General features: G+C 72.3%; 18 protein-coding genes. 13 read left to right on the forward strand and 5 right to left on the reverse strand.

The window, feature by feature from the left end; all coding sequences use genetic code 11:
- Nucleotides 1-41: 41 nt before the first annotated feature.
- Nucleotides 42-1118, reverse strand: coding sequence for a S8/S53 family peptidase (locus tag GEV28_RS05230; RefSeq protein WP_291409193.1), 1077 nt, complete (start codon nucleotides 1116-1118; stop codon nucleotides 42-44).
- A 262-nt stretch (nucleotides 1119-1380) separates the two neighbouring features.
- Here GEV28_RS05230 and GEV28_RS05235 point away from each other — a divergent pair, with 262 nt between their 5' ends.
- Nucleotides 1381-2433, forward strand: a complete 1053-nt coding sequence (locus GEV28_RS05235; protein WP_291409125.1) for a hypothetical protein — start codon at nucleotides 1381-1383, stop codon at nucleotides 2431-2433.
- Between the two features lie 557 nt (nucleotides 2434-2990).
- On the opposite strand, the gene GEV28_RS05240 is transcribed toward GEV28_RS05235, so the two are convergent.
- The gene (locus GEV28_RS05240; protein ID WP_367115033.1) at nucleotides 2991-4367 is read right to left on the reverse strand and encodes a PLP-dependent aminotransferase family protein; all 1377 of its coding nucleotides are present in this window, start codon (nucleotides 4365-4367) and stop codon (nucleotides 2991-2993) included.
- Between the two features lie 115 nt (nucleotides 4368-4482).
- On the opposite strand from GEV28_RS05240, the gene GEV28_RS05245 reads away from it, so the two are divergent.
- A complete protein-coding gene (locus tag GEV28_RS05245; protein WP_291409129.1) occupies nucleotides 4483-5112 on the forward strand; it encodes a hypothetical protein in 630 nt (209 codons plus the stop codon).
- Entirely contained in the window at nucleotides 5109-5513 is a 405-nt protein-coding gene (locus tag GEV28_RS05250) for a DUF5655 domain-containing protein (protein ID WP_291409131.1), read from the forward strand. Before GEV28_RS05245 ends, GEV28_RS05250 begins: the two co-directional genes overlap by 4 nt.
- Here the strand turns inward: GEV28_RS05250 and GEV28_RS05255 are convergent.
- Together GEV28_RS05255 and GEV28_RS05260 are read right to left on the reverse strand one after the other, a co-directional pair.
- Nucleotides 5474-5674 carry a Clp protease N-terminal domain-containing protein gene (locus GEV28_RS05255; protein WP_291409133.1) on the reverse strand — a complete coding sequence of 67 codons (201 nt, stop codon included), beginning with the start codon at nucleotides 5672-5674 and terminating at the stop codon, nucleotides 5474-5476. The two genes, GEV28_RS05250 and GEV28_RS05255, sit on opposite strands and share 40 nt — an antisense overlap.
- Before the next feature lies 1 nt (nucleotide 5675).
- Nucleotides 5676-5885: a helix-turn-helix domain-containing protein gene (locus GEV28_RS05260; RefSeq protein WP_291409134.1), complete on the reverse strand. Its 210-nt coding sequence runs from the start codon at nucleotides 5883-5885 to the stop codon at nucleotides 5676-5678.
- A 98-nt stretch (nucleotides 5886-5983) separates the two neighbouring features.
- On the opposite strand from GEV28_RS05260, the gene GEV28_RS05265 reads away from it, so the two are divergent.
- A complete protein-coding gene (locus GEV28_RS05265; RefSeq protein ID WP_291409136.1) occupies nucleotides 5984-6805 on the forward strand; it encodes a hypothetical protein in 822 nt (273 codons plus the stop codon).
- A 165-nt stretch (nucleotides 6806-6970) separates the two neighbouring features.
- Here the strand turns inward: GEV28_RS05265 and GEV28_RS05270 are convergent, their stop codons facing one another.
- Complete coding sequence (locus GEV28_RS05270) at nucleotides 6971-8275, reverse strand: UDP-glucose/GDP-mannose dehydrogenase family protein (RefSeq protein ID WP_291409138.1); 1305 nt, start codon at nucleotides 8273-8275, stop codon at nucleotides 6971-6973.
- Between the two features lie 343 nt (nucleotides 8276-8618).
- Here GEV28_RS05270 and GEV28_RS05275 point away from each other — a divergent pair, with 343 nt between their 5' ends.
- The 9 genes from GEV28_RS05275 (at nucleotide 8619) to GEV28_RS05315 (ending at nucleotide 23519) form a co-directional block, all read left to right on the forward strand.
- Complete coding sequence (locus tag GEV28_RS05275) at nucleotides 8619-9947, forward strand: nucleotide sugar dehydrogenase (RefSeq protein WP_291409140.1); 1329 nt, start codon at nucleotides 8619-8621, stop codon at nucleotides 9945-9947.
- On the forward strand, nucleotides 9937-11133 hold the full coding sequence (locus tag GEV28_RS05280) for a glycosyltransferase family 4 protein (protein WP_291409142.1): 1197 nt from the start codon (nucleotides 9937-9939) through the stop codon (nucleotides 11131-11133). The genes GEV28_RS05275 and GEV28_RS05280 overlap by 11 nt, the downstream gene beginning before the upstream one ends.
- A 165-nt stretch (nucleotides 11134-11298) precedes the next feature.
- Complete coding sequence (locus GEV28_RS05285; RefSeq protein ID WP_291409144.1) at nucleotides 11299-12651, forward strand: exopolysaccharide biosynthesis protein; 1353 nt, start codon at nucleotides 11299-11301, stop codon at nucleotides 12649-12651.
- The gene (locus tag GEV28_RS05290) at nucleotides 12648-14522 is read left to right on the forward strand and encodes a Wzz/FepE/Etk N-terminal domain-containing protein (RefSeq protein ID WP_291409146.1); all 1875 of its coding nucleotides are present in this window, start codon (nucleotides 12648-12650) and stop codon (nucleotides 14520-14522) included. Before GEV28_RS05285 ends, GEV28_RS05290 begins: the two co-directional genes overlap by 4 nt.
- A 19-nt stretch (nucleotides 14523-14541) precedes the next feature.
- Nucleotides 14542-16479 carry an asparagine synthase (glutamine-hydrolyzing) gene (asnB, locus tag GEV28_RS05295; RefSeq protein WP_291409148.1) on the forward strand — a complete coding sequence of 646 codons (1938 nt, stop codon included), beginning with the start codon at nucleotides 14542-14544 and terminating at the stop codon, nucleotides 16477-16479.
- Between the two features lie 87 nt (nucleotides 16480-16566).
- Nucleotides 16567-18780, forward strand: coding sequence for a bi-domain-containing oxidoreductase (locus GEV28_RS05300; RefSeq protein WP_291409150.1), 2214 nt, complete (start codon nucleotides 16567-16569; stop codon nucleotides 18778-18780).
- Complete coding sequence (locus GEV28_RS05305; RefSeq protein ID WP_291409195.1) at nucleotides 18780-20723, forward strand: alginate lyase family protein; 1944 nt, start codon at nucleotides 18780-18782, stop codon at nucleotides 20721-20723. Before GEV28_RS05300 ends, GEV28_RS05305 begins: the two co-directional genes overlap by 1 nt.
- Before the next feature lie 20 nt (nucleotides 20724-20743).
- The gene (locus GEV28_RS05310; protein WP_291409152.1) at nucleotides 20744-22276 is read left to right on the forward strand and encodes a right-handed parallel beta-helix repeat-containing protein; all 1533 of its coding nucleotides are present in this window, start codon (nucleotides 20744-20746) and stop codon (nucleotides 22274-22276) included.
- 1 nt (nucleotide 22277) lies between these two features.
- On the forward strand, nucleotides 22278-23519 hold the full coding sequence (locus GEV28_RS05315; RefSeq protein ID WP_291409197.1) for an O-antigen ligase domain-containing protein: 1242 nt from the start codon (nucleotides 22278-22280) through the stop codon (nucleotides 23517-23519).
- Nucleotides 23520-23524 lie beyond the last annotated feature (5 nt).

Here is a 23524-nt window from a genome sequence, read left to right on the forward strand (position 1 = left end):
GGGCTCGTCCAGGAGCCCGGCAACCGCCGAAATGAGTAGGACTACCCGGCCACCTTCAGCTTCGCCTCGGCCGCGGTCAGGCCGGCGCGCATCAGGCGGGCCACGTCGGCGGCCGTCCGGGGCGCGGCGAAGGACGTGCCGCTCCAGCGGGCGGCGCCGTAGACGCGGGGCTCGGTGTCCGGCGCGAGGCCCGGGCCGGTACGGAGCCGGACGTGGCTGCTCACCACGTCGACCCCGGGCGCGATCGTGTCCACCCACGGGCCGTGGTTCGAGAACGGGGCCCTGACGCCGACCGCGACCACGTCCGGCGACGCCGCGGGCCAGAACGGGCGGGAGGTCCCGCCGTTGCCGGCCGCGGCCACCACGACCGCGTCCTCGAACAGTGCGAGCTCGCGGGCGAGCACCGGCGGGCAGCGGTCGTCGGCCGTGTGGCAGCCGGCCGACAGCAACAGGATGTCGACGTGCTCACGGGTGCGCATCGCGCGGTGCCGGATCGCGCGCAGGGCCTCTGCCACGGTCCGGTCGTCGGTCAGGCCCTGGGACGACAGGACGCGGCGGTGCCGGACGGTCACGCCGGGCGCGTTGCGGAGCAGCACGCCGGTGACGAAGGTGCCGTGGCCCGCCTGGTAGTCGGCCACGCCGTCGTCGTCGGCATCCAGGACCTCCGGCTGCAGCCCCCACTCGGACAGCCAGCGGCGGCCGGCGAACCACGGGTGCGGGTCGAGCCCGCTGTCGAGCACGGCCACGGTCACCGGCGGGTCCCACAGCTCCTCCGGCGGCGCGGGCGGCAGGGTGGCCGGCTCGGGGACGGCACCCGTGCCCAGCAGGATCGGCGAGCCGACATGCACGTGGTTGACCGACACCGGCAGCCGCTCGCCCAGCTCCTCGGCCAGCGACACGCACTCGACCCCGGACCGCAGCCGCAGGGTCGCCGCCGACTCGGCCGGCTCGACGCGGTCCACCCAGCGATCGAGGGTGGACATCGCCGAGTCCACCGCGTCGGCGGGCAGCAGCAGCTCGCCCGGCCGGACCAGGCACTCCCGCGGCCCACCCGGATCGTGCACCAGCAGGTCGGGCTCGTCGCGCTGCCAGCGCCGCGCCCACTCGGTCAGCGACATCCTCACGTGAACACGGTGCGCGGACCCCGCGCCGTCCGCTCGGGGGAACGGCGATGATCACCCTATGAGGTCAGCGGCCACTAGCCTCACGGCAAGTGATCAACATTGGCCCATACGGCCGATAAGGTGCGCTTTTACCGTCTTTCCGGGTGGATTCGACGCCGCTAGGGTGCACATTGTCGGTGCGTTGCTAGATAGTGTGCACTGTCGAACGGCATCCGTTGGGCACGTGGCGTGAGCGAAGTGAACGGTGGTGGTCGCTGTGGACGGCGCGAGTCCGGCGCCCGCCGCCGGCAGCCGGCTACGTCGACTTCTGCGCCGCGGACTGCTGATAGCCACCGTCACCGCGGCCGGCTGGTTGCTCAGCGCGACGTTCGCCAACTCGGCTTCCGCCGACGAGCCGCTGCCCGACACGCCACCGGCCCAGGAAGAGGTGCCGGTCTCCGACGAACCGGCCGACACACCGACCGACCTCCCCGCCGACGAACCGGTCGACGCACCCGCGAACACCCCCGCGGACGAACCGGCCGACGAGCCCGTCGAGCCGCCGGTCGACGAGGTACCGGCGCCGCCGGCCACCGAACCGGTCACGGAACCCGTCACCGAGCCGATCACCGAGCCGATCGGCGAGCCCGACCAAACGCCGGTGACCGACCCCGCCACCGAGCCGGCCGCCGAGCCGGTCCAGCAGCAGAGCCAAGCGCCGCAGCCGAGCGGCCTCATCGGTGGCCTCACCAACACGCTCGGCGGGATCACCCACGCGGTCGCGGACGTCGCCGCCGCCGTGCTGGACAACACCGGTCACGCCCTCGCGCCGATCGTCACGCCGCCCGCCAATGGCTCGATGCTCCCGCTGCCCTACCTGCTGCCCGACCTCGGGCTTCCCGGCCTCGGCGGCCCGCTCGACCCGGACGGCACCTCGCGTGCCGAGGTCGTGCCGGTCCCGGCCGCCCCGCCAGCGCTGCCGGCAACCCCGGCATTACCCCCGACCATCGTCATCGCGCCGGAGCACACTCCGCGCGCGGCGGTGGCCGTCGGGACTCCACAGAGCACGTCCAGCCAGCCCGGCAGTGCCGCCGAGCATGCCGACGAGTCCGGCCCTGGTCGGCCGGTCAAGGCCCCCGCCGCGCCGGTCGCGCCGGGCGGAACCGCCGTGTCCACCGCACACGACAACGCCGGCGGCGCGCGCGGCCCCCACGGGATGCTCGCCGCGCAGACCTCGCTCCAGCTTTCGGCTTCCGGGTTCACCACCCGCAGCCGGGCGGCGGACGTCACGGGTCGGGTCGTCGGGCTGCCCGCCATCTCGCCTGATTGATCGACCTGGGCCCGCTGGACCCGTCTGCCCTGATCAGCCCGGACCTACCAGTCGCGTAGGCCACCCGGACCTACTCACTGGCCCGATCGCGTCCCGGCACATCCGCTGCCCGACGGATCACGCTCACACCTACACAGACTTCTGAGCCACCCGACCTGCCGACCGCGCCCGGTCAGGTCGGGACCTGGCCCCGGCGCCGCGATGCCCCCGCGGCGCCGGGGCTCCCCCCTCTGGCAGCTCGACCGGTCGGCACAACGAGGGGCTGTGCCGGCCCGACCCTGCCGAGCAAACCAGAGGCGAACAGTGCGCTGGATGGCCGCGTTGGACTAGGCCATCCAGCGCACTGCTTTCTACCCTGTATACCGTCTGCCGCGCTAGTGTCCCGCGCCGGAAGTCTGTTGCTTATACCGGCGGATCCAGGTTTCTGCTGGCAAGGCGCCGGTTCGTCCTCGTACCGGGTTGTACTCGGGCGGACCGGCTACGCCGCCAGCAGGAAGCTGGGCCGGCGAGATACGTGATGAACTGTGGTCAGGTGACCGGAATCAGCCCGTTGTCCGCTATCGGGGCACGACTTTCAGCCACCGAGGCCGCGCGAGCGCCAGCCGGCGGGCCGCCTCCCGCAACGTGTCAGCCGGTTGGGTGTAGGGCAGCCGCAGCCACCGCTCCAGCCCTCCGTGCGCGGCGAAGAACGACCCGGGCACCACCCGCACGCCGAAGTTCTGCGCCACCGCCGCGATCCGGGTGCTCACCGGCGCGGGCAGCCGGCACCACAGCGAGAGCCCGCCGTCCGGCACCCGGAACGACCAGTCCGGGCACTGCGCCCGCACCGCGTCGACGAGCACGTCTCGCTGCGCGGCGAGCAGCGCCCGACGGTCGGCGAGCGCCGCGGGCGGGGCGCCGAGCAGTTCGGCCAGTACCAACTGCTCGAACACCGGCGAGCCGAGGTCCAGCCCGCGCCGGGCCGCGACCAGCCGGTTGACCAGCTCGGCGGACGCCCGCACCCAGCCGATCCGCAGGCCACCCCAGTGCGACTTGCCGGCCGAGCCGGTGGCGAGCACGAGGTCCCCGGCGAACGCGGCGAGCGGGCCGGGCGCGGGCGAGCCGCCGGTCAGGTCCAGCTCGACCTGCGTCTCGTCGACGACCACCGGCGTCCGCGCCCGGCGCAGGGCCGCGCCGAGCCGCGCGCGGCCGGCCTCGTCGAGCCGGAAGCCGGTCGGGTTGTGGAAGTCGACGACCAGGTAGGCGAGCCGGGGCGCGGCCTGGCGCAGGGTGGCCTCGACGCCGTCGAGGTCCCAGCCGCCGTCGGTCATCACGACCGGTACCGGGATGGCGTGCGCGGCGCGGACCGCCTCGATCGCGTTCGGGTAGGTCGGCTGTTCGATCATCACCCGGTCGCCCGGTCCGACCAGCAGGCGCAGCGCCATCGCGAACCCGTGGTGCGCGCCGTTGGTCACCAACACCTCGTCCGGCGAGGTCGGCAGGCCGCGCTCGGTGTACCGCTCGGCGATGCGTTCGCGCAGCTCGGGCAGGCCCTGCTCGTAGTAGCCGTGGCCGGTGAGCTCGCCGGCGAGCCGAGGGAGCACGGCCTCGGCCGCCGCGGCCACACCCGGGATCGAGGCCGGCACCGCCCTGGCGAAGTCGATGACCTCGCTCAGCCGGCCGCCGTCGGTGATGACCCCGCCGCCCGACGCGCCGCGCGGCATCGCGGTCCACGAGCCGGCGCCGCGCCTGCTGACCACCAGGCCGTCGGCCCGCAGCCGGTCCCACGCCGAGGCCACCATCGTCCGGCTGACGTCGAGCGCCGTGGCCAGCTCGCGCTCGGGTGGCAGGCCGGTGCCGGCCGGCAGCCTGCCGTCGAGCACGAGCATCCGGATGCCCGCGGCCAGGTCGGCGGCGCCGTGCCGGGAGCCGTGTCGCCGCCACGTGCCGAGCAACTGAGCCAATCTGCGGGCATTTACCCGTCCACCTGGTGGGACAGTGGCGTTCATGTGGCCAATTCTTTCAGATTGGTCATTGATAAGCGAGACTCTGCGGCCTGAGTATGGCCAGGTGGCACAGATTGACCTGCAACCGATCCCCGTGACGACCCGACCGCTGCGCCGGCTGCCTCAGCTCGCCTGCGGGCTCGTGCTCTACGGCGCGAGCATGGGCCTGATGATCCGCGGCGGGCTCGGCCTCGACCCGTGGGACGTGCTGCACGAGGCATTGTCGAGGCGGACCGGGCTGACGTTCGGCACGGTGACCGCGCTGGTCGGCGCATTGGTGCTGCTGTGCTGGATCCCGATAAGGCAGCGGCCGGGGGTCGGCACGGTGGCGAACATCCTGGTCATCGCGGTCGCCGTGGACCTCACGCTGGCGCTGGTCGACCCGCAGTCGATGCTCGCCGTGCGGATCGCCTTCATGGTCGCCGGCGTGGTGCTGAACGGCCTGGCCACCGCCGCGTACATCGGCGTGCGGCTCGGTCCCGGGCCGCGCGACGGCCTCATGACCGGCTTCGGCGCCCGCACGGGCGTGTCCATCCGGGTGGTGCGCACGGCGATCGAGCTGACCGTGCTGGCCACCGGGTGGCTCCTCGGCGGCACGGCCGGCGTCGGCACCGTGGTCTACGCGCTCGCGATCGGCCCGCTCACGCAGGCGTTCCTGCCACTGGTGACCTGGCGGGGCACAATCGAGCGGTGACGGCGTGGACGTGTCCGAACTGCGACCGGCGGTTCGGCCGACGCAACCAGTCGCACGAGTGCGCGCCCGCGATGCCGCTCGAGGAGTACTTCGCCACCGGCCCGCCGTTCGAGCGACCGATCTTCGAGGCGGTGCACGCGCACCTGACGTCGCTCGGTCCACTGCACCTGGAGCCGGTGTCGGTCGGGCTGTTTTTCAAGCGGTCGCGGACGTTCGCCCGGCTGCGGCCCATGACGCGCTGGGTGGTGCTGTCGTTCATCCTGAGCCGCACGGTCACCGACCAGCGGATCACCCGCCGCGTCACGGTCTCCGGCAACCGCGAGCGTTGGACTCGCGGGTCCCGAGCGTTGGACTCGCGGGGTCAGCTTGCCTTCGCGAGCTTCGCGCGGGCCTCCGCGTAGGTCAGGCCGTGGTCGGCCAGCACCTGCGCGGTGATCCCGTCGCCCGCGGCCATCGCCAGCAGCAGGTGCTCGTCGGTGACCCGCGGCGCCCGCTCGCGTTCGGCCTCGCGCACCGCCTCGAGCACCACGAGGCGGGTGGTCGTCGTGAACCGTTCGAACATGTCATGCCCTCCCGTGCTTCTTGTGCACCGCCTGCCGGCTGACGCCGAGCTCCGCCGCGATCTCCTGCCACGACCAGCCCTTCGCCCGCGCGTTGCGGACCTGCACCGACTCCAGTCGTTCGAGCAGCGTGCGCAGTGCCGCGACCGCCCGCAGGCCCACCCGCGGATCCCGGTCGCCGGCCGCGCTCGCCAGCTGCGTCGCCTCACTCATCCCGTCAACCTACGTTGACATCTCGAAAAATGTCAACTCAGGTTGACATGATCTCTGGGTACCCTGGAGATCATGATCAAGGACTGGCCGGGGGCCTGATGCCGACCGTCGAGGTGGCCGAGCGCCCTGGCGTCGGGCTGGACGGAAAGGTCCGGCCGAGCGAGGACGTCGTCGCGGTGCTGCCCAACGCCGTCGTGCTGCTGGACGGCGCCACGTCGCTGCGGCCCGAGCTGCCGAGCGGTGGCTGGTACGCGAGCCGGCTGGTCGGCCAGCTCACCGGCCGGCTCACCGGCTACCCGGACGCGGACCTGGCCGACCTGCTCGCCGCGTCCATCCGCGCGCTGGCAAGGGAGACGGGACTGGTGCCGGGCGAGTCGCCGTCGAGCACGGTCGCGGTGGTGCGGTGGAACGCGTCGACGGTCGAGGGCCTGGTGCTGGCGGACAGCCCGATCGTCGCGGTCACCGCCGGCGGCCCGCAGGTCCTCGCCGACGACCGGATCGCGAGCCTGCCCCGCCCGGGCGGCTACCGGGAACGGCTGCGGGACGGCGCGGGCTACGGCGACGAGCACCTGGCCGCACTGCGCACGTCGGGCAGCGCGGTCGGCCGGCTGCGCAACACCGAAGGCGGCTTCTGGGTGGCCGAGGCCGACCCGGACGCCGCATACGAGGCCCGCCGCGCGAGCTGGCCGCGCGCCGAGGTCCGCCAGGTCCTGCTGGCGAGCGACGGCGTGTCCTGCGGCGTCGACGACTACCGGATCTTCCCGGACTGGTCGGCCGTGCTGGACCTGGCCGGTGCGAAAGGCGCCAACGCGGTGCTGGACGCCGTCCGCGCCGCCGAGCAGGACGACCCGCACGGCACCCGCTGGCCCCGCCCCAAACCCCACGACGACCAGGCCCTGGCCATCGTGGACTTCGACTAGTCCGCCTCCCCGGGATTCAAAGTGTTGGTTGCGTTCCGGCGGATGGTGCGGATCTCGGGTGGTTGGTGGCTGGGTGGCGTCACGGTCCCCTGAGGTTGCGTTGGTCGGCGCGAGGCTTGTGCCAAGCCACGTCCAACCCGTACGCGATGATCCATGGGGCATGCCTTAATTCCGGCCGAGGCCCTCCCACTGGAAGCCGGCGCGGCGGACCACGTCCGGGTCGAGCAGGTTGCGGGTGTCGACGACCACCGGGGCGCCGACCACGTCCGCCAGCTTCGTCCAGTCCAGGCCGCGGAAGTCCGGCCACTCGGTCAGCACGACCAGCGCCTCGACGCCCTCCGCGGCGACGTACGGGTCGTCGACCAGCGTGATGCCGTCCAAGTCCTCGCGGCCCTGGCCCGAGCGCAGCGCCGGGTCGTAGGCCACCAGCGTCGCGCCGGCCTGGCGCAGCAGGGCCGCGACCGCGAGGGCCGGGGAGTCACGCAGGTCGTCGGTGCCCGCCTTGAACGCGAGGCCCAGCAGGCCGAGCTTCACCTTCGACAGCGAGCCGCCGCGCTTGCCGGTGACGGCCGTGCGCACCTTCTCCACCATGCGCTGGCGCTGCCGGTTGTTCGTGTCGATGGTCGCGCGGATGAGGCGGAACTCGAAGTCCGCCGCGTCGGCCAGCTGCAGCATCGCCGAGGTGTCCTTGGGCAGGCACGACCCGCCCCAGCCCGGGCCCGGCTGCAGGAACGCCTGGCCGATGCGCTTGTCGTAGCCCATGCCCTCGGTGACGTCGGAGATGTCCGCGCCGAGCCGGTCGCACAGCTCGGCGATCGCGTTGACGTAGGACAGCTTCATCGCGAGGAAGCAGTTCGCCGCGTACTTCACCAGCTCGGCGCTCGCGGCGTCGGTGAGCACGGTGGGCGCGCCGAGCCGGGCGTACAGCGCGGCGACGCGCTCGGCGGCGTCCTGCTGGTCGCAGCCGACCACGATGCGGTCCGGGTTCAGGAAGTCGTGCACCGCGGAGCCCTCGCGCAGGAACTCCGGGTTCGACACGATCGCGACGTCCGCGCGGTCGAGCAGCTCGGCGGTGCGCTGCGCGGTGCCGACCGGCACGGTCGACTTGTTGACCACCACGCTGTTCGCCGGCAGCAGCGCGCCGACCTCCTCGATGACCGACTCGACCACGGAAAGGTCGGCCACCCCACCGACGCCCATGGGGGTCTGCACGCAGAGGAACACGACCTCGCAGCCCTCGACCGCCGCCGACGCGCCCAGCACGAACGACAGGCGACCGGCCGCGATGCCCTCGTGGACCAGCTCGGCGAGCCCCGGCTCCAGGATGTCGACCTCACCCTCGCAGAGCCGCTTGACCTTCTCCGCGTCCACGTCCGCGCAGACGACGTGGTGGCCGAGCGAGGCAAGGCAGGCGCCGGTGGTGAGTCCGACATAACCCGTGCCGATCACGGCGATCCGTCGTACGAACACCGGGCACTCCCCTCTGTGCGTCCAAGTCCTGACGAAACTACAGGGCGGATCGACACGCACCTCGCCGCGGCCCGACGGTCGTCACCGCTGGTCGTCACTGTTCGTGATCACCAGAGCGGCCCGTACCCGCACTCTCAACTTTCCGGCCACTCCTCGTAACAGCTCGCCGCGGTAGGCCGACCTACTGAACGAGTCAGGTGCGGAGTGGGTGTCACCGCACGACGTGTCCGGTTCGGGGACCGGTCAGGTTCCAAGATCGTCAGGTTCCAAGATCAGAGTCCGACGGAGGATGCAGCGTGGTGCCGTCACGCCTGTTTCGTGCTGCCCGGAAACCGGTGAGCGCATGAAGATCAGTGTCTTTGGTCTCGGGTACGTCGGGTGCGTGTCCGCGGCCTGCCTCGCCGCGCGGGGCAACGAGGTCGTCGGCGTCGACGTGAACCCCACGAAGATCGACCTCATCACGAGCGGGCACGCCCCGGTGGTCGAGGAGCGTATCGGCGAGCTGACCGCGGAGGTCGTCGCCTCGGGCGCGCTGCGCGCGACGACCGACGTGGCGGAGGCGGTCGCGGCCAGCGAGGTGTCGCTGGTCTGCGTGGGCACCCCGTCCGCGCCCAACGGGAGCCTCTCCACCGCATACCTGGAGCGGGTGGCCCAGCAGATCGGCGCCTCGCTCGCCGGGACGAGCCACCGGCACACGGTCGTCTTCCGCAGCACGATGCTGCCGGGCACCTGCCTTGAGCTGCTCGTGCCGATCCTCGAGAAGGCGTCCGGCAGGACCGCGGGCGTCGACTTCGGCGTCGCGGTGAACCCGGAGTTCCTCCGCGAGGGCACCAGCGTCAAGGACTTCTTCGAACCGCCGAAGACCGTCATCGGCGAGCTGGACACCGCGAGCGGCGACGTCGTGGCGGCGCTGTACGAGGGTCTGCCCGGTGACGTGTTCCGGGTGCCGATCCCGGTCGCCGAGATCACCAAGTACGCGGACAACTCCTTCCACGCGCTCAAGGTCGGCTTCGCCAACGAGCTGGGCTCGGTCTGCGCCGCGCTCGGGCTGGACTCGCACAAGGTGATGGACGTCTTCCTCGCCGACCGCAAGCTCAACGTCAGCCCCGCCTACCTGCGCCCCGGGTTCGCGTTCGGCGGCTCGTGCCTGCCCAAGGACGTGCGCGGCCTCGTGCACGCGGCGCACCGCGCGGATGTCTCGGTGCCGATCCTGTCCCACGTGCTGCCCTCCAACGAGGAGCACCTGCGCCGGGCCTTCGAGCTGGTCGCGCGCACCGGCAGGCGCAAGGTGGGCCTGTTCGGCCTGTCCTTCAAGCCGGGCACCGACGACCTGCGCGAGAGCCCGCTGGTCGAGCTCGCCGAGCGACTCCTCGGCAAGGGCTACGACCTGCGCATCTACGACGCCAACGTGAGCCTGTCCCGGTTGCTCGGCGCGAACCGGGAGTTCATCGAGGGCAAGCTGCCGCACCTCGGTCAGCTGCTCAGCTCCTCGGTCGAGGAGGTCCTCGAGCACGCCGAGGTGGTCCTGGTCGGCTGCAAGGACCCCGCGGTACTCGCCGCGCTGCCGCACGGCACCGGCGAACCAGGCGACAAGGTCGTCGTCGATCTCGTCCGCATCCCCGACGCCGAGGCGCGCCGGGCCGAACCGGGGTACGTGGGCCTTGCCTGGTAGAGCGCTGATCCTCGTCGAGAACCTGTCCGTCCCGTTCGACCGCAGGGTGTGGCAGGAGTCCACCACCCTGCGCGACGCGGGGTGGGAGGTGCACGTCATCTGTCCACAAGGGACCAAGCGGGACACCGAGCCGTACGTCGAGCTCGACGGGGTGCGCATCCACCGCTACCCGATGTACGAGGCGTCCGGCGGGCCGGCCGGCTACCTCAAGGAGTACGGCTCGGCGGTGTGGCACCAGCTGCGGATCGCCCGCCGGATCGCGAAGGCGGGCAAGGTCGACGTCGTGCACGCGTGCAACCCGCCGGACCTGCTGTTCCTGGTGGCCCGCATGCTCAAGCGGCGGGGCGCGAAGTTCGTCTTCGACCAGCACGACCTGGTGCCCGAGCTATACCTCTCCCGGTTCGACCGCGGCGAGGACCTCCTCTACCGCGCGGTGTGCCGGCTCGAGCGCGCCACCTACCGGGCCGCGGACGTCGTGATCGCCACGAACGAGAGCTACCGCGAGGTCGCGCGGACCCGTGGCGGCATGTCCCCGGACACGGTCTTCGTGGTCCGCAGCGCGCCCGCGGTCGAGCGCTTCCGGCCGGTCCCGCCCGAGCCGGAGCTCAAGCGCGGCAAGCCGCACATGCTCTGCTACCTCGGCGTGATGGGGCCGCAGGACGGCGTCGACTACGCGCTGCACTCGCTCGCGGCACTGCGCGACGAGCAGGGCCGGACCGACTGGCACGCGGTGTTCGTCGGCGCGGGCGACACGTTCGACGAGATGGTCGCGCTGGCCGCCGAGCTGGGTCTGGCCGACCAGGTCGAGTTCACCGGCCGGATCCCGGACGCCGACCTGGTGCGTTACCTGTCCACCGCGGACGTGTGCCTCTCGCCGGACCCGAAGAACCCGCTCAACGACGTGTCGACCATGAACAAGGTCATGGAGTACATGGCGATGAGCAGGCCGATCGTGTCGTTCGAGCTGCGCGAGGCGCGGGTCTCCGCGGGCCCGGCGGCGGTCTACGCGCAGGCCGACGACGTGTCCGAGTTCGCGAAGCTCACGGCCCAGCTGCTCGACGACCCGGAGGGCCGGGCCCGCATGGGTGAGCTGGGCAGATCCCGGGTCGAGGGCGAGCTCTCGTGGGCCCGTTCCAGCGAAGCGTTACTGGCCGCCTACGCAGCGGCATTCAATGACCGAGTGTGAAAGTTTCCGCCCCAATTTGACTAAGAGTCACCTTAGAGATGTAACCAAAGCCGCTATCACGGCGACGAGATTCGTGAGTACCGGACCGATGTCACGCGCCGACACGGACCGAAGTACATCGAAAGGGGGCCCCACGCGGTGAACGAGGACACAGTACGACTGACCATGATCGGGCTTGTCCTGCGCAAGCGGTGGCGGTTACTGCTGGTGTTCGCTGTGGCGGGTGCGGTTCTCGGTGCCGCCGTCTCACTGCTGTTCTCCCCCGGGTACCGAACATCGGCCAACGTCCTGCTGCAGGGCCCGCGTGAACCGGGTGAGCTGGTGACCGAAGCGCAGGTGGCGATGAGCTCGACCGTGCTCGACCGGGTCGCGGCGGGCCTGCGCTGGGGTGAGTCCGGGGCCGACCTGCACGACTCGGTCGAGGCTTCGGTGGCCGAGGGCAACATCATCCAGATCACCGGTACGGCCGACACCCCGCAGCGCGCCCAGCAGCTCGCCGACCGGGTGGCCAACGAGTACGTGAACTTCTCCACCCAGCTGCTCGCCGACACCACCGATGCCGCGGCCCAGGTGTCCCTGGAACAGCGCCAGGCGCTGCGCCAGCAGGTCACCGACACCAACCAGCGGATCTCCGACCTGCACGCGTCCGCCGGCAAGGGCGACACGATCGACAGCGTCGGCGTGCGCACCGAGCTGGAGCGGCTGCGCACCGGGCTCGCCCAGGCGGTGACCAAGCTCGACGAGCTCGACGCCGCGGCGAGCCAGGCGAAGATGGTCGTGATGGGACCGGCGGAACGGCCGACCGGACCGGCCGCGCCCACCATGACCCACTTCGTCGCCGGCGGCGCCGCCCTGTTCTTCCTGCTCGGCCTGTTCGGCCACCTGTTCCTCGCGCGCGCCGACCGGCGGGTGCGGGACGAGAACGGGATCGTCTCGGCGCTCGGCTCGACGATCCTCGGCGGCGTGGAGGTTCCGGACGAGCCGCCGACCGCCGAGCCGAGCGGCAGCCTGCCGGCGAGGCTTCACCGGCTCGTCCTGGACGAGTGGCCGTGGTACCTGCCCGAGCTGCCGGCCGCGGGGGACGAGGACAGCCTGGACATCCGCTACCGGCGGGTGCTCATCCGGCTGCGGGAGCACATGCCGGCGAACCCGTCCGGCGGGGTGCCCCGGGTACTCGTGGTGACCGCCGACGACGACCGGACCGCCGGCCGCGCGGCGGCCCGGCTCGGCAACACCGCAGGAGGCGGTCCGGTACGCACGGCACTGCGCACGGTCGAGGTGTCCGCACAGCGGCCGACCGTGCCGGACGACGGCACCGCGGCCGGTGTGCTCGTGGTCGTCACCGCCGGCACCCGAACGGCGTGGGAGCTCGTCGGCATCGCCGAGGCCTGCGCCGACGCCGGGCACGAGGTGCTCGGCGTCCTGGTCACCCACCGCACCCGGCCGGCCGGCGGCGCCTCGCCGGCCGCGGCACCTCCGGAGGTCTCGGTCGACAGCGCGATGGCAGGTTCGTCATGACAAACCCGACCACCGCCCCCGCGGCGAAGCCGACCCCGGACGCGTCCTCGACCACGCCAGGGCCGCAGCCGCTGCTCGACCTGACCCGGTTGGTGCTGGCGATCCGCCGCAGGCGGCGGCTGTGGGTCACCCTCGCGCTGCTCGGGCTGATCGTCGGCGGGGCGGTGGCGGTCGTGCTGCCGACCTCGCCCACCGCGGTCACCCGGATCTACGTCGTGCACGAGGACGACCAGCCCTCCGACAGCGGCAACCTGGTCCGCACCGACGTCACGCTGATGGACACGGCGCGGATCGCCGCCGCCGCGCTGGAGCGGGTCGGGTCGCGTCAACGACCGGAGAACTTCCTCCAGGACTACGACGTCGTCGGCGTCACCAACAACGTGCTCGAGGTGACCGTCCGGGCCAACACGAACGCCGACGCGATCCGCCGGGCCAAGGCACTCGCCGACGTGTTCATCGCCGACCACATCGCCCGCATCAAGATCGGCGCGGACGCCGAGGCCAAGGCGCTGATCGACCAGCGCGACCGGGTGCAGAAGGAGCTCAACCAGGTCAACGGCCAGATCTCCGGCGCGGAGGCGGCCGCGTCGGCCCAGGACGAGAACAACGGCGGGGACGACACGGCCCAGCCCAACGCCGCCGGGCTGGACTCGCTCTACGCCCGCCGGGCCGAGCTCACGTCGCGGGTGTCGGACCTCAGCCAGCAGGCCGAGGAGGCCTCGATCGGCGCGCCGCGGGTCACCGCCGGCACCCAGATCATCGACGCGCCGCGGGTGGTGCCGCACTCCGCGATCGCCACCGCCGCCGCGAACTGCGCGATCGGCCTGCTGCTCGGGCTGGTCGCCGGCTGGGCCCTGGCCGCGGTCACCGGAGTGGTCAAGGACCGGCCGGTGCTGCGCAAGGACATCGCCGCGAACCTGGGTGCCTCGGTGATCGCGCAGCTGCCGGCGCCGCAGCGCGGCCTGGCCAGGCTCTGGCGCCGGGGCAGCGTCACCCGGGAGCGCATCCGGGTCGCCGCGACGCTCACCCGGCTGGTGCGCGACGGCACCGGTCCGGTGTCGTTGCTGGAGCTCGGCGCCCGCCGCATCGCGGCCGCGCTCGCGCTGGACGTCGCCACCGAGCTGGCCCACGACCGGGACGTGGTGATCATCGAGGATCCCGCGGGCCGCGTGATCGCCGACGACCTGCCGGGCCGCCGGCTCGACGAGCTGACCGGGCGGACGGACCGGCGGATCCGGATCATCGGCGCCGAGGACACCTCGCCGACCACCCCGGGCGAGGCCCGCGTCGGCATCGGCTCGGCGGCCCCGGGCACCGCGTGGACCGACCTCACCCACCTGGGTGAGGAGACGCTGCTCGTGGTGCGCACGGGGTTCGCCAACACCGCGTGGCTGCACACGGTCGCCCGCCAGCTCGCCGACGCCCGGATCCCGATCCTCGGCATCGTGCTCGTCGCCCCCGACCCGCGCGACCGCTCCGACGGCACCCTGTGGGACGGGCTGCACACCGCGTTGCGCGGCCGCACCGGCCGCGTGCCCGTGCCTGTGCCCGCCAAGGCGGCGTCGAACGGGACGAAGCAGGACGTGGTGGCCGCCAACGGCACCAACGGGACCAACGGCACCGCGGACCTGCCGACGAGGCGGTTCGCCCCGGTCCAGCCACACCTGAGGAACGGCCACGGCACCCCCGCGCCGGCCGCGGTTCCCCCGCCGGTCGCGGCACCCACCGCCGGCCCCACTGCCGGCCCTACCCCGGCCGCCGACCCCGGCCCGGTCGGCGAGAAGTCCGTGCACGACCTGCCCACCAAGCGGTTCGCGCCGGTCCGGGCCGAGGACGTCGAAGACCTCCTGCGCCGCAGGAACAAGGGCTGAGAGGGGCCGAAGTACAACCATGTGCGGCATCGCAGGCACCTATCTCCGGCCGGACGGCGGTCCACTGACCGACCGGCTCACCGACACGCTGGCGCACCGCGGCCCCGACGGGTCCGGCCGCTACACGCACCGGGCGGGGGCGGGAGAGGTCCATCTGGGGCACCGGCGGCTCTCGATCATCGACCTGTCCGAGACCGGGGCCCAGCCGATGGTGTCGAACGGGCTCGCCATCACCTACAACGGCGAGCTGTACAACGCGCCCGAGCTGCGCCGCGAGCTGGCGTCGGCCGGCGTCACGTTCCGCGGCACGTCCGACACCGAGGTCGTCCTGGAGGCCTGGCGCCGCTGGGGCACCGGCTCGCTCCCGCGGCTGCGCGGCATGTTCGCCTTCGGCGTGTTCGACGAGCGCACCGGCGAGCTGACCCTGGTCCGCGACCAGCTCGGCATCAAGCCGCTGTTCCTGGTGCGCCGGGGCGACTCCGTGGTGTTCGCCTCCGAGCTCAAGGCGCTTGCCGCGGAGCTCGGCGACGCGCTGACCGTCGACGACGGCGCGCTGGTGGCGTCGCTGCTCTACTACTGGGTCCCCGACCAGCGCTGCGCCTACCGCGAGGCGGCGAAGCTCCCGCCGGGCACGTGGCTTCGGTTGCGGCCGGACGGCACCAGCGAGCGCGGCACCTACTGGGACATCAGGGAGGTCGCCGCCGAGGCGCAGCACCTGCCGCCGCTGGACCTCGACGAGGTGATCGCCGAGTCGACCCGCAAGCACCTGCTGGCCGACGTCCCGGTCGCCACGTTCCTCTCCGGCGGTCTCGACTCCAGCTACCTCACCGCGCTGGCCGCCCGCTACCAGCCCGGGATCTCCGCGTACACCATCGGTTTCCGCGCCGAGGACGCCAAGTTCGAGGCGATGCCGGACGACCTGCGCTACGCCAGGGTGGTGGCCGAGAAGTTCGGCGTGGACCTGCACGAGATCGAGATCGCGCCGCAGGTGCTGGACCTCCTGCCGAAGATGACCTACCACCTGGACGAGCCGATCGGCGACCCCGCGGCCATCAACACCTACCTGATCTGCACGGCCGCCCGCGAGGCCGGGGTGAAGGTGATGCTGTCCGGGATGGGTGCCGACGAGCTGTTCGCGGGCTACCGCAAGCACTTCGCGAACCTGCTCGCGCTGCGCTACCAGCAGGTGCCCGGCCTGGTGCGCCGGCCGATCGAGGCGGTGGTGGACCGGCTGCCGGTAGCCACCGCGCGCCGCGGCTACCGGTCGGTGCGCTTCGCCAAGCGGTTCCTGTCCTTCGCCGAGCTGCCCGAGGAGACCGCGTTCCGGCGCAGCTACACCATGTACGACCGCACCGAGCTGCTCGACCTGGTGAGCCCCGACCTCGCGTCCACTGTGGACGACGTGCTCACCGAGCACGCGGACACATACCACGACAACGCGCTTGCCGACCACGTCAACCGGATGTGCCTCGCCGACGCGCGGCTGTTCCTGCCCGGCCTGAACCTCGCCTACACCGACCGGTCGAGCATGGCCGCGTCCACCGAGGTACGCGTCCCGTTCGTGGACGTCGAGGTGGTCAAGGCCGCGTTCCGCATCCCGGGCAAGGGCAAGATCGCCGGCCGGCAGGGGAAGGCCGCGCTCAAGCAGGCCGCCACGGCGATCCTGCCGAAGGAGATCGTCTACCGGCCCAAGGGTCTGTTCAGCGCGCCGCTGCGCGCGTGGATGAGCCGCGACCTGGCACCTCTCGTCCGCGAGGTCGTCGAGGAGGGCCTGCTCGTGCGGTCCGGGCTGCTTCAGCGGGATGCGTTGCGGCGCCTCGTCGAGGAGGACGCCGCAGGCCAGCAGGACCGGTCCAAGCACCTGTGGCACGTGCTGACGTTGGAGTACTGGTACCGCGGCGCGACCGAGGGAGCCGGAAACCGAGTGCTCGCCGAACCGCACCTCAGGGGACCGTGACGCAACCCAGCCACAAGTACGTGACCAAAAGAACGATCACTACAAGACGCGACCAACAGTGTGAAATTCCGGGGAGGCGGGCCGGCCATGCGCCAGGTTGTGCAGAACTACAAGAGCGGGGAGCTGACCCTGCTGGACGTGCCGGTGCCCGCGTGCAAGCCGGGCGGTGTGCTCGTGCGCACCGCGTTCTCGCTGATCTCCACCGGCACCGAGCTGATGAAGGTCTCCGAGGCCGGCAAGTCGTTGGTGGGCAAGGCGAAGGCCCGCCCGGACCAGGTGGCGAAGGTGATGCAGAGCGTGGCCACCAACGGCCTCGCCGCCACCTACCGCAAGGTCACCAGCAAGCTCGACTCCTACACCCCGCTCGGCTACTCGCTGTGCGGGGTCGTCGAGGAGGTCGGCGCCGGCATCGACGACGTGGCGGTCGGCGAACTCGTGGCGTGCGCGGGCAACGAGCACGCCCTGCACGCCGAGCTGAACTGGGTGCCGAAGAACCTCTACAGCCGGGTGCCCGACGGCGTCGACCCGCGGCACGCGGCGTTCGCGACCGTCGGCTCGATCGCGATGCAGGGGGTGCGGCGCGGTGCGCCGCAGCTCGGCGACGTCGCGCTCGTCATCGGCCTCGGCCTCATCGGCCAGCTGGTGGTGCAGCTGCTCGTCGCGTCGGGCGTGCGGGTCGTCGGCGTCGACCCCGACCCTGGCCGGTGCGAGCTGGCCGAGCGGCTCGGCGCGCTGGTGTGCGCGCACCCCGACTCGGGCGTCGTGGACGCCGCGGTCGGCGAGATCACCGGCGGGCACGGCGTGGACCAGGTCTTCCTCGCGGCCGGCGGCGGCTCGAACGGTCCGGTGGAGCTGGCGGCGAAGCTGGCCCGCGACCGCGGCACGGTCGTCGACATCGGCAAGTGCTCGCTGAACCTGCCGTGGAACGCCTACTACGAGAAGGAGCTGGACGTCCGGTTCTCCCGCTCCTACGGCCCTGGCCGCTACGACCCGTCCTACGAGCTGGAGGGCCGCGACTACCCGATCGGCTACGTGCGCTGGACCGAGCGGCGCAACCTCGAGTGCTTCCTCGACCTCGCCGCCCGCGGCCGGGTCGACGTCGAGCCGCTGATCTCGCACGTGGCCGACTTCGCCGACGCAGCGGACACCTACCAGTCGCTGAACGCGGGCGAGCTGAAGGCCGTCGCGGTGCTGTTCCGCTACCCCGACACCGAGACCGATCCGGACCCGGTGGTGCTCACGGTTCCGGTGCCCGCCACCGGTTCCCGACCGGGCGGCACCCGGTGGCGGCATCGGGTCGGGCCGGTGCGGATCGGGTTCGTCGGCGCCGGCAACTACGCCTCCTCGATGCTGCTGCCGCACCTGGTGGCGCGCGAGGACGTGCAGCTGCGGCACGTCGTCACGACCTCGGCGCTGTCCGGGGCGAACGCACGGCGCAAGTTCGACTTCGCCGCGGCGTCCACCGACCTGGCCGACGTGCTGGAGAACGACGACATCGACGCGGTGTTCGTCGTGACCAGGCACAGCACGCACGCCGAGCTCACCGCCCGCGCGCTGCGGGCGGGCAAGGCCGTGTTCGTGGAGAAGCCGCTGGCGCTGTCCGAGGACGAGCTGCGCGTCGTGCTCGACGCGATCGCCGAGTCCGGCAACGACCGGCTGCAGGTCGGCTTCAACCGGCGGTTCGCGCCGCTGCTGCGCCAGGCCAAGCACGAGTTCGGCCACCGGGTCGGCCCGGCGTCGGTGCGCTACCTGGTCAACGCGGGCACGCTCGACCACAGCTCCTGGTACAATCAGGCCGACCGCGAGGGCACCCGGTTCGCCGGCGAGGGCGGGCACTTCGTCGACACGGTCAGCTGGCTGCTCGGCGCCGATCCGACCTCCGTGTACGCCGCCGCCACCGCCGGTCAGGACGACCTGCAGATCATGCTGGGCTACCCGGACGGCTCGACGGCCACGATCACCTACGCGACCACCGGTGCGCCCGGCTTCCCGAAGGAGACCCTCGACCTCGTCGCGGACCGGAAGGTGCTGCGGCTGGACGACTTCCTGCGGGCGTCGGTGTTCGCCCGCAAGCGCTGGGCCACCCCGCGGCTGCCGCGTGGCCGGGACAAGGGCCAGCGCGCCGAGCTCGCCGCGTTCCTCGACGCGGTGGCGAACGGGACGCCGATGCCGGTGCCGGTCGACTCGCTCGTCGCGACCACCCTCGCGACGCTGGCCGTGCGGACGAGCCTGACCACCGGCGCGCCGGTGCGCCTGGCGCTGCCGAGCGCCGCGCCGGTCCCGAACGGCGCGCCGCGATGATGTCGCCCGGCTGGTACCTGCGTCGGCTGTCCCGGATGGGGCCGCGCGAGGTCGCCGGCCGCGCGGGGGACGTGCTGCGCAAACGCCGGTGGCGCAAGGAGTTCACCACGCCCGCGGCGGCGACCTGGCTGCCGCGCCGCGGGTTCGCGCCGGTTCCCGCGCTGCCCGAGGTGCCGGCGGACGCGGTGAAGCGGCTGGTCGAGACCGCCGACGAGCTGATGGCCGGCCGTGGCGAGTACTTCGGCGTGCCGCGCGAGGACCTGGTCGCGCCGGACTGGTCGGCCGACCCGAAGACCGGCCGGCGCGCGCCCGAGGACGTTTACACCTTCGACATCGCCTACCGCAGCGAGGACGTGGTCGGCGACATCAAGCAGCTCTGGGAGCCGTCGCGCCACCAGCACCTGACCGTGCTGGCGGCGGCGTACGCGCTGACCGGGGACGAGCGCTACGCCACCAGGGTCGCCGAGCACCTGCGGTCGTGGTGGGCGGCGAACCCGCCGCTGCACGGGGTGCACTGGGTGAGCGGGATCGAGCTCGGCGTCCGGCTGCTGTCCTGGGTGTGGGTGCGCAGGCTGCTCGACGGCTGGGCCGGTGCGCCCGCCCTGTTCGAGGACAACCCCGGCGCGCTGGCGCAGATCTGGCACCACCAGCGGTGGCTGGCCGCGTTCCGCAGCCGCGGCTCGTCGGCGAACAACCACGTGATCGCCGAGACCGCGGGCCAGCTCGCGGCCGCGTCGGCGTTCGCCTGGTTCCCGCAGTCGGTCGGCTGGCGGGCCGAGGCCATGCGGGCACTCGACGAGCACCTGCGGGCCAACACGTTCGACTCCGGGCTCAACCGCGAGCTGGCCACCGAGTACCACGGGCTGGTCCTGGAGCTGGGTCTCGCCGGCGCGCTCGAGGCGCGGGCCGCCGGGGTCGCGGTGCCGGAGTCGACCTGGCTGGTGCTGGCGCGGATGTGCGACGCACTGGCCGCGGTCGTGGACGCCGCGCTGCACCCGCCGCGCCAGGGCGACGCCGACGACGGCCACGGGCTGGTGGTCGACGGGGCCGGCACGCACCGCTGGGGATCGCTGCTCGCCACCGGCGACGTGCTGTTCGGCCGCCGCGACTGGTGGCCCACGGTCGAGGGCACCGATGTCCGCACGCCCCTGCTGGCGGCGCTGGCCGACGACCTGGCCGACGACCTGGAGGTGACCGCGGCCCGGCCGGCGGAGCGGCCGACGCACTTCGCCGACGCCGGCCTCACGGTCCTGCGCACCGCCCGCGGGACCGGCGAGATCTGGTGCCGCTGCGACGGCGGCCCGCACGGCTTCCTGTCGATCGCCGCGCACGCGCACGCCGACGCGCTGTCCGTGGAGGTCCGGCACGACGGTGTGGACGTCCTCGCCGACCCCGGCACCTACTGCTACCACGGGCAGCCGGGGTGGCGGTCGTACTTCCGCTCCACGCTCGGGCACAACACGCTCGAGCTGGACGGCAGGGACCAGTCCACGAGCGGCGGGCCGTTCCTGTGGACCCGGCACGCGCGGACCACGGTGCTCCGCGTGGACGACTCGCGGTGGAGCGCCGAGCACGACGGCTACGCGACCGGCGGCAAGCCCGCGACGCACCGCCGCACGGTGACCCTGGACCGCGGTGAGCTCCACATCACCGACGACGTGCACGGTCGGAGCGAGCACGCCTGCCGGCTCTCCTACCACCTCGGCCCCGCGATCGAGGTCGAGCTCGACGGCACCACCGCACGGCTGACCTGGCCCGGCCACACGGCCGAGCTCCACCTTCCCGCGGGCCTCGACTGGTCCGCACACCGTGGCGAGACCAACCCCCCGCTGGGCTGGTACTCACCCGGCTTCGGCCGCCGCGAGCCCGCCTGGACGGTGCTCGGGAGCGGCCGCGTTCGTGGCGGCGACACCCTGCTCACCCTGCTTCGCTTCGACGTTTAGCCGTATCTGGAGGTCCTACTGTGCACAATCGGCCGTGGTCCCGCGCACGCCGAACGGTGCTGCTGGGTGCACTGTCGTCGCTTCTGTTCGCCTGCAGCCCGTCTCCGGCACAGGACGACGCCACCAGCCCCGGCCACGCCACCGCGCCCGCACAGGGCGGCTCGCCGGTCGCCGTGTGCGGGCACACCGAGCCCGGCCCGACGTCCGCGCCGGTCGGGGCAGTCACGGTGGATCCCGAGGTCCGGAGCGACCTGACCGCCAAGACCGACGACAACCCGCCCGGCACCACGTTCTGGCTCGCCCCGGGCACCCACCGGCTCGGTGACGGCGAGTTCGACCAGGTCATGCCGAAGGACGGCAACGTCTACCTCGGCGCGCCGGGCGCCGTGCTCGACGGCCGCGGCGCCAACAAGTACGCGTTCTCCGGGCAGGCCGAGAACGTCTCCATCCAGCACCTGACCGTGCAGGGATTCGTGCCCCCGCGTGACGAGGGTGTGGTCAACCACGACTCCGGCGACGGCTGGAAGATCGAGTTCAGCACGATCCAGAAGAACGGCGGCGCTGGCATGATGGCCGGCGCTCGCCAGCAGGTGCGCGGGAACTGCCTGCGGGACAACGGCCAGTACGGCATGAACGCCTACCAGTCGGCGAACGGCGTCACCGGTCTGGTCGTCGAGGGCAACGAGATCGTCGGCAACAACACCGAGGACTGGGAGTCCCAAGTAGACGGATGCGGGTGCACCGGCGGCATCAAGTTCTGGGCGGTGAACGGCGCCGACATCCGCGACAACTGGGTGCACGACAACCGAGGCGCCGGGCTGTGGGCGGACACCAACAACAACGACTTCCTCATCGAGCACAACGTGATCGAGGACAACGACGGCCCGGCGATCATGTACGAGATCAGCTACAACGCGATCATCCGGGACAACACCATCCGGCGCAACAACATGGTCGAGGGCAAGGGGTTCGTGGACCGCGGGGACAACTTCCCGGCCGCGACCATCTACCTCTCCGAGGCGGGCGGCGAGCCGCGCGTCAAGGCCCGCACGAGCAAGATCGACATCTATCGCAACGTGCTGACCGACAACTGGTCCGGGATCACGCTCTGGGAGAACGCGGACCGGTTCTGCAACAGCGAGGCCAACACCTCGGGTGGGTGCACGCTGCTCGTCGCGGACCGGGAGCGGTGCTCGCCGCCGGACATCGAGAGCGACCCGCTGCGGGCGGACTGCCGGTGGAAGACGCAGAACGTGGACATCCACGACAACCGGTTCTCGGTCGACGCCGCGGCGATGGGCTGCGGCTCGATGTGCGCGCGGATGGCCATCCTCTCGAACTACGGAACGTTCCCCGAGTGGTCACCGTACAAGGCGGACGCCGTGCAGGACGCCATCACGTTCGACCAGCACAACACCTGGCGGGACAACCACTACGTCGGGCCGTGGACCTTCACCGCCCACGACACCAGCAAGACCATCCACTTCGGACAGTGGCAGTCCACGCCCTTTCAGCAGGACCAGAACAGCACGTTGGAACGGTCCGGTGGCTGAGATGGACCTGACCACGTACCGCGCCCCGGCACCCGACCCGGCCCATGCCGAGCCGCGGCGGGCTCCCCGGCTGGTCGGCGCGGCCTGGACGCTGCTGGTGATCAACACCCTCGGTTCCCAGGGGGCGATCACGGTCGTGCAGATCCCCCGCTCGGTGACGCAGATCGTCACCATGGGGGCGCTCCTGGCGGCGTTCGGGCTGGCGCTGCTGCTGAACCTGCGAGTCCAGCTCCGGCCGAGCACGTACCTGCTCCTGCTGACCCTGCTCGTGGTCGTCAGCATCGCGTCGAGCGCCCAGCTCGAGTCGGGCTTCGGCGCCTTCTTCCGGTGCGCGCGCTTCGCGGTGTTCGTGGCCACGCTGTGGCTGCTCACCCGCTGGTGGCACGACGGCCTCTCGTTGGTGCGGCACCACATCAGAGCCATCGGCGCGGTGCTGCTCACGGTGGCCGCGGGGCTGATGATCGCCCCGGGCAAGGCGTTGCCCGAGTCCTACGGCGGCCGCCTGGTCGGTGCGATCTGGCCGATGACGCCGCCGCAGGTCGGCCAGTACGCGGCCACGGTCATCGGGTTGACGATCCTGCTCTGGCTCGGGAACCGCACCACCCGGTCGAGCCTGCTGTTCGTCGCGGCTCCCGCGCTCGCGCTGCTGCTGTTGAGCCACACCCGGACCGCCGCGATCGCGCTCGTCGGCGGGCTCGTGGTCGCGCTCCTGTCGCTGACGTCGAACTCCGCGCGGGCGCGCAAGGTCTTCACCCGGGCGGCCATGGTCGCCGGCCTGGCGGCGGTGTTCCTCGGTCCCGTCGTGCAGGCCTGGCTGCGCAGGGGGCAGGACGACGAGTCCCTCAGCGACCTCACCGGGCGGCAGAAGGTGTGGGACGCCCTGTTGGCCGCGCCTCGCACGACGAGCGAGCAGCTGTTCGGCGTCGGGCTCACCAACAAGTCCTACGGCGGGCTGCCGATCGACTCGAGCTGGCTGGCCGTCTACCACGAGCAGGGGTTCGTCGGTCTCGCGATCGTCGTGGCGTTCCTGGCCACGCTGCTGGTCGTCGCGGCGCTGCGCCCGCCGTCGCTGGCCAGGGCGGCCGCCCTCTTCCTCATCGTGTACTGCGTGGTCGCGTCCTACACCGAGGCCGGCCTCGGCGACGCGTCGCCGTACCTGCTGAACCTGGCCGTCGCCGCGGCGCTGCTGTCCACCGGGGCACCGGCGCCCGAGCCGGCGACCCGACCGGAGGTGACGGCATGACCGAG

It is taken from the genome of Actinophytocola sp., from assembly GCF_009379765.1.
Classification (GTDB): domain Bacteria; phylum Actinomycetota; class Actinomycetes; order Mycobacteriales; family Pseudonocardiaceae; genus Actinophytocola.